The 7,734-nt window shown below is 63.7% G+C and carries 10 protein-coding genes; 6 read left to right on the plus strand and 4 right to left on the minus strand.

Annotated features, from left to right (window positions below; translation table 11 throughout):
* From O7A61_RS29595 to O7A61_RS29605, 3 genes are all read right to left on the minus strand, one after another.
* Window positions 1-552, minus strand: a 552-nt coding sequence (locus O7A61_RS29595) for a saccharopine dehydrogenase NADP-binding domain-containing protein (RefSeq protein WP_337132765.1), incomplete at its 3' end; no start/stop codon positions are given.
* An 85-nt stretch (window positions 553-637) separates the two neighbouring features.
* Complete coding sequence (locus O7A61_RS29600; protein ID WP_337132766.1) at window positions 638-1,075, minus strand: thiol-disulfide oxidoreductase DCC family protein; 438 nt, start codon at window positions 1,073-1,075, stop codon at window positions 638-640.
* A gap of 171 nt (window positions 1,076-1,246) precedes the next feature.
* The gene (locus O7A61_RS29605) at window positions 1,247-1,387 is read right to left on the minus strand and encodes a hypothetical protein (RefSeq protein WP_084636462.1); all 141 of its coding nucleotides are present in this window, start codon (window positions 1,385-1,387) and stop codon (window positions 1,247-1,249) included.
* Between the two features lie 402 nt (window positions 1,388-1,789).
* Between O7A61_RS29605 and O7A61_RS29610 the strand changes: the two genes are divergently transcribed.
* The 3 genes from O7A61_RS29610 to ligD all read left to right on the plus strand — a co-directional run bounded on the left by O7A61_RS29610 (window position 1,790) and on the right by ligD (window position 5,800).
* The gene (locus O7A61_RS29610; protein WP_337132767.1) at window positions 1,790-2,296 is read left to right on the plus strand and encodes a YciE/YciF ferroxidase family protein; all 507 of its coding nucleotides are present in this window, start codon (window positions 1,790-1,792) and stop codon (window positions 2,294-2,296) included.
* Between the two features lie 102 nt (window positions 2,297-2,398).
* Window positions 2,399-3,268: a non-homologous end joining protein Ku gene (ku, locus tag O7A61_RS29615; protein ID WP_337132768.1), complete on the plus strand. Its 870-nt coding sequence runs from the start codon at window positions 2,399-2,401 to the stop codon at window positions 3,266-3,268.
* Between the two features lie 9 nt (window positions 3,269-3,277).
* Window positions 3,278-5,800, plus strand: coding sequence for a DNA ligase D (gene ligD, locus O7A61_RS29620; protein WP_337132769.1), 2,523 nt, complete (start codon window positions 3,278-3,280; stop codon window positions 5,798-5,800).
* Between the two features lie 61 nt (window positions 5,801-5,861).
* On the opposite strand, the gene O7A61_RS29625 is transcribed toward ligD, so the two are convergent.
* Entirely contained in the window at window positions 5,862-6,536 is a 675-nt protein-coding gene (locus O7A61_RS29625; RefSeq protein ID WP_337132771.1) for an ArsR/SmtB family transcription factor, read from the minus strand.
* 68 nt (window positions 6,537-6,604) lie between these two features.
* Between O7A61_RS29625 and O7A61_RS29630 the strand changes: the two genes are divergently transcribed.
* The 3 genes from O7A61_RS29630 to O7A61_RS29640 all read left to right on the plus strand — a co-directional run bounded on the left by O7A61_RS29630 (window position 6,605) and on the right by O7A61_RS29640 (window position 7,586).
* On the plus strand, window positions 6,605-6,820 hold the full coding sequence (locus O7A61_RS29630) for a DUF1127 domain-containing protein (RefSeq protein ID WP_337132772.1): 216 nt from the start codon (window positions 6,605-6,607) through the stop codon (window positions 6,818-6,820).
* Window positions 6,821-6,912: 92 nt separating this feature from the next.
* Entirely contained in the window at window positions 6,913-7,245 is a 333-nt protein-coding gene (locus tag O7A61_RS29635) for an NIPSNAP family protein (protein WP_140749876.1), read from the plus strand.
* Complete coding sequence (locus O7A61_RS29640) at window positions 7,242-7,586, plus strand: antibiotic biosynthesis monooxygenase family protein (RefSeq protein WP_337108563.1); 345 nt, start codon at window positions 7,242-7,244, stop codon at window positions 7,584-7,586. Before O7A61_RS29635 ends, O7A61_RS29640 begins: the two co-directional genes overlap by 4 nt.
* Window positions 7,587-7,734 lie beyond the last annotated feature (148 nt).

Below are 7,734 nucleotides of genomic sequence, written 5' to 3' on the forward strand. Positions count from 1 at the left end.
CGCAGCAGCGTGACCGGCTGTCCGGCGTAACCCGCGATGGCGCGGATGACGTTTTCGCCGACGCCGGCATAAGGCGACGGCGCGATGCCGCCCCTGATCTTGTCGACCCGCGCCATGCCGAATGAGAGCCGGCGCACCACCGCAGCGGTGAGCACCGGACAGCACGAACAGCCCTGCCCGTCTGGCGACCGCGTCGAAGGCCGGCATGCCGGCGACGAAGTCTGACCCGTCGGCGAGATCGAAATAATTGACGCCTTGTTCGATACAGGCCTCGACCAGCCGGTAGCAGCCCTCGCCATAGGCCTGGAACGGGCCGCTGGCGTCGACCAGCGTGTCGGGGCGCAGCGACGCCAGTTGCGCGGCGGGGTCGCCATCGCGATCGAACACGGCCGGCATCAAGCGCGCGGCGACTGATCCGCGGTGTCCGCACCAGGCCGCGGCCTTCCCCAGCGAACGGCCGGCGACCATGATGGTCAGCCGGGGCTCATTCTCCAGGAGCTGGACGATGCGGCCGCCGAAGGTGCCATAGCCGCCGACGATGAGAAGCTTCATGCGCTTGCCCCCAAGCCAGTCTTACAGCTTCTGATTTCATGCATGTCGTTGTCCCGGAACCGAAGACGCTTCCGGGCGACATGCATTAGCCGATCAACCGCCCGCGCAGTTCGGCCGGCGGGACGTCGCAACTGTCCTTCCTGCCGAACAGGGCATAGCGATTCCTGGCGATGCGATCGTAGAGCCAGTCGCGCAGCTGGCGCGGCAACAGCAACAAAGCCCTGGCCGCTCGCCAAGGCCAGCCAAGCTCGGCCATCACGGCGACAAAACTATCGAGACGGGTGAAGAGAACGCCGCCGACAAGGACGAGATCGGTTTCGTAGCTGTTGGTCGTCAGGTTGTATTTGCGGAACAATGCCTCGCCGAGCGGCGATTGCGCGGTGGCGAAACGGAAGCGCGCCTTGCGGTCGAGGCGCACCACCACGCGCACGAAGCCCGAGCAGAACACGCAGGCGCCGTCGAAGACGATCAGCGGATGGCTTGCATCAAAGGCTAGGGAAGGCGGCTTGGGACGGTCGGTCACGCTGGCCTCGGCTGCTTATGTCCCCAGGACACTAAGCCAGCCGATGGCGGCCTCAAAGACGCGGCGATGTCGCACGCCGTCTGTCGGCGAAAGTCGGGCGATAGGCGGTGGCGCGGGTCTCATTGCCCGGCCTGCAGATGCGGCTGTTGTGGCGGCTTTCGAAGGTCATGGTCAGTGCGCGCCCAGCGACGTGCCGCGACGGGCGCAGGCCGGACCGGGGCCGCGCATGTAGTAGCGCTCGGGCCGATAGGTCGGCGCGACGAATTCGCGGATGGCGGCGACATAGCCGATGAGGTGCGTGAGGAAGTTCATTTTACCTGGTCCCTGTCCCGATTTTCGGATGTCCCTTCCGAATTGCGAGAACGATAGCATCGAGGCGTGAATACTCAGTGAACGTGATGTTAATTTCTGGTCGAAAACCCGTCGCTTCGTGGCCGGAATGCGGCTGACTCGGGGTGTTTCGGTGCCTTTTGTCGCCATTTCGTCCGGTGTGACTTTTGCATCACATATGTTTCGTTTGAATGTCGCCTTGGCGCGCTTGTGTTTCAGCTTTCGTGCCGCCCTTGGAATTTCCTTGCCGGTTGGCCGGCAGGCCCGGAACCGCCCCGTGCAGCGGACGTTGGGATCACAGGACCGGCATTGCCGGCTCAGAGGCATTGCCACTGGCAAGCCGCAACTCTCGACACAAGCAAGAGCAATGGAAAGGCTGAAATCATGGGTTTCTTTTCGAAGGACATCAAAACGCTGGACGATCTCTTCGTGCACACGCTGCGCGACATCTATTATGCGGAGAAGCAGATCGAGAAGGCGCTGCCGAAGATGGTCGACAAGGCAACCGATCCGCAATTGAAGGCCGGCTTCGAAAAACACCTCGAACAAACCAAGGGCCATATCGAACGCGTCGAAGAGGTGTTCGAGCTGCATGGCGTAAAGGCCAAGCAGGTGAGCTGCCCGGCCATCGACGGCATTCTCGAGGAGGCCGACGATGTCAGTGGCGATGTCGACGACAAGGATGTTCTCGACGCCGCGCTGATCGCCTCCGCGCAGGCCGTCGAGCACTATGAGATGACCCGCTACGGCACCCTGATCGCCTGGGCCAAGCAGCTCGGCCGCAGCGACTGCGCCAATGTGCTGGCCAAGAACCTTAGGGAAGAGCAGGCGACGGATCGCAAGCTGACCGAAATCGCGGAAAGCAAGATCAACCTGCAAGCCGCCGAATAGGGGCTGACAGCCGGGGCCGGCGGCAACCGCGCCGGCTCCAGCCGGTTGGAACCCATCGGGGTGGTCGTCCGTTGCAGCTGATCTTGGTCAAGGGAAATCATCATGGCGCCGCGCCCGGCCTGGAAAGGCTATCTGAAGCTCTCGCTGGTCACCTGCGCCATCGAACTGACCAATGTCGTCACCCATGCCGATAAGGTCTCGTTCCACATCCTGAACCGCAAGACCGGCAACACGGTGAAGCGTATCTATGTCGACGCCGAGACCGGCAAGCCGATCGAGGAGGGCGACGAGATCAAGGGGTACGAGATCGACAAGGGCGATTTCGTCCATATAGAGGAGGACGAGATCGAGGCGGTGCAGATCGAAACCTCGCACACGATGAGCCTCGACGGCTTCGTCGACAAATCCTCGATCCGGCAGATCTATCTCGACACGCCCTACTATGTCGCGCCGGCCGACAAGGTTTCGGAAGATGCCTTCGCCGTCATCCGCGACGCCATGGCGGGCAAGAAGATGGCCGGGCTGGCGCGCATCGTTCTCTACCGCCGTGAGCGCCCGGTGGTCATCGAGCCGCTCGGCAAGGGCATGGTGCTGACCACGCTGCGCTACGACAATACGGTGCGCCAGCCGGAGACCGTCTTCGGCGACATCGAGGCGGTGAAGACCGATCAGGAGATGACCGACCTTGCCGAGCTCATCATCGACAAGAAGAAGACGAAATTCGATCCTTCGAAGTTCGACGACAAATATGAGGAAGCCCTGCTCGAACTGATCCGCGCCAAGAAGGCGGGGCACAAGGCGCCGAAAGCCAAGGCGGCGCCCAAACCCTCCAATGTCGTCAACCTGTTCGACGCGCTGAAGAAGAGCCTGTCGCCGGATTCAGGACCAACGAAGCCATCCTCGGCGAAGGCCAAGCCGGCGGCCAAACGCGCCAAGGCGAAAAGCGCTGCGCCGAAGCGCAAATCGGCCTGAGGATACGAGATGGCCAGCAGCCTCGAACAGTACCATTCGAAGCGCGACTTCAAGAAGACGGCCGAGCCGGCCGGCAAGGTTGCGCGCGGGAAGAAGCACGGCGGCATCTTCGTCATCCAGAAGCATGCCGCCACAAGGCTGCATTACGATTTTCGCCTCGAGCATGACGGCGTGCTGTGGAGCTGGGCGGTGACGCGCGGTCCCAGCCTCGACCCCCACGAAAAGCGGCTGGCCGTGCATGTCGAGGACCACCCCATCGACTATGCCGGCTTCGAAGGCACCATCCCCAAGGGCGAATATGGCGGCGGCTCGGTCCTCGTCTGGGACGAGGGCACCTGGACTCCGGAGGGCGATCCGGCCCAGGCGATGAAAAAGGGCCATATCAATTTCGAGCTCGATGGCCATAAGCTGCGTGGCAAATGGCATCTGGTGCGGCTGCGGCCGCGCCCGGGCGAGAAACGAGACAACTGGCTGCTGATCAAGTCCGACGATGCCGCCGCACGCCCCGGCGAGGACATTCTGAAGGACGAGCCGAAGTCGGTGAAATCAGGCCTGACGATCGAGGAGGTCGGCGAAGGCAAAGCGGCCAAGGGCGAGAAACCGAAGGTCTGGCACTCGAACAAGCCGGCCGCCAGCAAGGCGAAAGGCACGGCCAGGAAACTCGACTTCATCGAGCCGCAGCTGGCCACGCTGGAGCGGGACGCGCCGCCCGGCCAAGACTGGCTGCATGAGGTGAAGTTCGACGGTTATCGCATGCAGGCGCAGATCGCCGGCACCGAGGTGCGGCTCTTGACCCGCACCGGCCTCGACTGGACGGAAAAATTCGGCGGCGACATCGCGGCTGAACTCGCCAGGCTGAAATGCGGCGATGCCATCATCGACGGCGAGATTGTCGTGCTGGCCGACAGCGGCGTGTCGTCCTTCGCGCTGCTGCAGCAGGATTTGTCGGCGAAGCGGACAAACCGCTTCCTCTACTATGTCTTCGACCTGATGCGGCTCGACGGCAAGGATTTGCGCCGTGAACCCCTGGTCGAGCGCAAGCACGCCTTGCAGGACCTGCTCGGCGAGCAGACCGACAACGCGGCGGTGCGTTTCTCCGACCATTTTACCGAACCCGGCAAGATCATGCTGGAACATGCCTGTCGCATGGGGCTGGAAGGCGTCGTCTCGAAACGCGCCGATGCGCCCTACCGCGGCGGACGCGGTCCGACATGGGTCAAATCGAAATGCACGGCGCGGCAGGAATTCGTCATCGGCGGCTATCTGCCGTCGGACAAGACCGGACGCGGCCTGCGCTCGCTGCTACTCGGCTATTTCGAGGACGGCAGCCTGCACTATGCCGGCCGTGTCGGCACCGGCTTCTCCACCAAGGGCGCCAACGACCTGAAGAAGAAGCTCGATGCGCTGAAGACAGACGCCTCGCCCTTCGATGCGGCCGTGCCGAAGGGCAAGGGCCTGGTCTGGGTCAAGCCGGAGCTGGTCGGCGAAGTGGAATTTCGCAGCTGGACGTCGGACCGTATAATACGCCATGCTTCGTTCCAAGGGCTGCGCGAGGACAAGCCGGCGGAGGAAGTCGTGCAGGAAAAGCCGAAGCCAGCGACAGATAAGGCAGCGACAGGCAAGGGCCCAGCCAAGGCCAAGCCGGCGGCAAACGCCAATACGGCAGGGACGGCGGCGAAAACCACCGTGAAGCTGTCCCACCCGGACAAGCTTCTGTGGCCCGACGAAAAGATCTCGAAGCGGGCCCTGCTCGATCATTACGCGCTGGTATGGCCGCGCATGAAGCAGTTCGTGGTCGAGCGCCCGCTCAGCCTGGTCAGGGCGCCGGATGGCGTCGGCGGCCAGCGCTTCTTCCAGAAGCATGCCTCGGCCGGCATGCATGCGAAGATCGAGAAGACCAGGGATCCCACGGATGGCGAGGAAATCCTGTTCATCCGCGATTTCGACGGCATCGCGGCGCTGGTCCAGCTCGGCGTGGTCGAGATCCACATCTGGGGCTGCACGATCGACAAGCTTGAACAGCCGGACCAGATCGTCTTCGACCTCGACCCCGACGAAGGCGTCGATGTGAAAGCGGTTCGCGAGGCGGCGCTCGACATCAGAGGCAAGCTCGACGAGCTGTCGCTGCCCAATTTCGTCAAGACATCGGGCGGCAAGGGCTTTCATGTCGTCGTGCCGCTGAAACCGTCGGCGGATTGGGCCGAGGTCAAAGGCTTCGCCCATGATTTCGCCAGGGCGCTTGAGCAAGGCGCGCCGGACCGCTACACGGCGACGCTGTCGAAGAAGGCGCGCACCGGAAGGATCTTCGTCGACTATCTGCGCAACGGCAGCGGCGCGACCACCGTCGCACCATACTCGTCGCGGGCCAAGAAGGGCGCGACGGTGTCGATGCCGGTGACCTGGGCCGAGATCGAGGCCGGCCTGCCGCCAAACGCCTTCCCGATCGGCGACAAGACGACGCTGAAACGGCTTTCGGAAGCCGATCCGTGGGCGGATTTCTTCAAGAAGGGCAAGGTGTTGAAGCGGGGCTAACTCGACTTTCGACGCCGTGGGGCACCACCCCCCTCTGCCCCGCCGAGGTCTCCGCAATCCATCACGCCAAAAACACCCTCTCGAACGCCTGCTTGCCCGGCGGCGAAAACACCACGGCGCGGCTGTCCTTCTCGCGGCGCGCCCATTTCTCGGCAAGGATCTTGTCGAGGATGGCGGCGCCCAGCGTCCCGGCGAGGTGCGAGCGCCGCACGCTCCAGTCGAGGCAGGCCCGGCACACCGGCCGCCGCGGCTTGGTGTAGACATCGATGCCTATCGCCGCGAAGTGCGATGCGGCGGAGGGCCCGAGCCTGATCTCCTTGTCGTCACGGACCAGGATGTTTTTCTCGACAAGGCGATCCAGCATCGCAACGGCCTGCTCGCCGGCAAGGTGATCGTAGCAGACGCGCGCGATGCGCATCGCGCCGTCGCGAGGGCCCGGCCGCACGCGCTTGGGGCCAACGGCTTCGGCCACGCCGGTGATGGCTTCGATCATGCCGGCCACTTGCGGGCCGGCCAGCCCGTAATAACGATGCCGGCCCTGGCTGGCCAAGGTCAGCAACCCGCCCTCCATCAGTTTGGACAGATGCGAGGAGGCGGTCGGCAGCGACACGCCGGCCTCCAGCGCCAGTTCGCTCGCCGTCAATGCCGTGCCGCCCATCAGGGCGTTCAGCATGTTGGCGCGGGCCGGATCGCCGACCAGGCTGGCGATGCGGGCAATATCGGGTCCTTCACGCATGGTTTGATCCTCATCGAAGCATTCTTGTCAGGTAAACATTATTCTCCGACCAGATCAAGGATACGACGATGGCCGCACGAACCGCTTTCACCCCCGCACCGTTGCCCCGGCGCCGATCGTTCCCGTTCATCAGCTGGGTCCGCTCGCGGCTGCCGGCCCGCTGGTATGACCGCCATTTGGAGCGCCGCGACCTCCGCGAGATCGACGACCATCTGCTGCGCGACCTTGGCCTGACACGGGAAGATGTGCGCCGCGAATGCGCGAAGTCCTTCTGGCAGGCTTGAGGCCAGGACATTTGCCTAGCAGATCGGACGATACAACGGTTCGACGCCGCTCGAACCATCGACGCGAAAACACTCTTCGAGGAGAGACCGAGATGACCATCACCTGCTTCATCCGGTATGAGATCGACCCGTTCGGCAAGGCCGCCTTCGAGGAGTATGCCCGCAACTGGGGCCAGGCCATTCCGCGCTGCGGCGCCGATCTGATCGGTTATTTCGCGCCGCATGAGGGTTCGGCCACGACGGCCTATGCCGCCTACAACATCGAGAATCTGGCCGCCTACGAAGCCTATCGGGCCCGGCTTGCCGCCGACCCCGCCGGCAAGGCAAACTACGAGTTCGCCCGCCGTGAACGCTTCATCCTCAGGGAGGACCGCATGTTCCTGAAACTGGCTTCCGGCCCGCACGCGCCACTGGTGAAGCTATGATCGCCGTCATCTTCGAGGTGCAGCCCGCACAGGGCCGGCGCGAGGCTTATCTGAGCATCGCCGCCGAGTTGCGGCCGCTGCTCGACGGCATCGATGGGTTCATCTCCATCGAGCGCTTCCAGAGCCTGGCCGACCCGAACCGGATCCTGTCGCTGTCGTTCTGGCGTGACGAGGAGGCGGTCAAGGCCTGGCGCAATACCGAAGAACACCGACAGGCGCAGAAGGCAGGGCGGGGCGGCATCTTTGCCGGCTATAGATTGCGGATCGCGCATGTGGTGCGGGATTATGGGCTGACGGAAAGAGACGAGGCGCCGGCGGACAGCCGGGCGGTGAATGGGTGAGAGATTAGCGCGACGCTTTTCCCTTCTCCCCTTGTGGGCCTGTTGCGCAATATTGCGGGAGGCGTGTTGTGAGGATTGAGGGCGGCCATTTTCGTTGCTTTGGAGGCTTTTCGGGGTTTGGGAGCCGCGCCTTTGCGGCGTTTGGCGG

The organism is Mesorhizobium sp. Cs1321R2N1 (assembly GCF_037179725.1).
Classification (GTDB): domain Bacteria; phylum Pseudomonadota; class Alphaproteobacteria; order Rhizobiales; family Rhizobiaceae; genus Mesorhizobium; species Mesorhizobium salmacidum.

Bases quoted from the DNA above. Each gene is read 5' to 3' on its own strand.
- O7A61_RS29605 (WP_084636462.1), bottom strand. From the start codon at position 1,387: ATGAACTTCCTCACGCACCTCATCGGCTATGTCGCCGCCATCCGCGAA.
- O7A61_RS29625 (WP_337132771.1), bottom strand. From the start codon at position 6,536: ATGCGTGAAGGACCCGATATTGCCCGCATCGCCAGCCTGGTCGGCGAT.
- O7A61_RS29640 (WP_337108563.1), top strand. From the start codon at position 7,242: ATGATCGCCGTCATCTTCGAGGTGCAGCCCGCACAGGGCCGGCGCGAG.
- O7A61_RS29630 (WP_337132772.1), top strand. From the start codon at position 6,605: ATGGCCGCACGAACCGCTTTCACCCCCGCACCGTTGCCCCGGCGCCGA.
- ligD (WP_337132769.1), top strand. From the start codon at position 3,278: ATGGCCAGCAGCCTCGAACAGTACCATTCGAAGCGCGACTTCAAGAAG.
- ku (WP_337132768.1), top strand. From the start codon at position 2,399: ATGGCGCCGCGCCCGGCCTGGAAAGGCTATCTGAAGCTCTCGCTGGTC.
- O7A61_RS29635 (WP_140749876.1), top strand. From the start codon at position 6,913: ATGACCATCACCTGCTTCATCCGGTATGAGATCGACCCGTTCGGCAAG.
- O7A61_RS29610 (WP_337132767.1), top strand. From the start codon at position 1,790: ATGGGTTTCTTTTCGAAGGACATCAAAACGCTGGACGATCTCTTCGTG.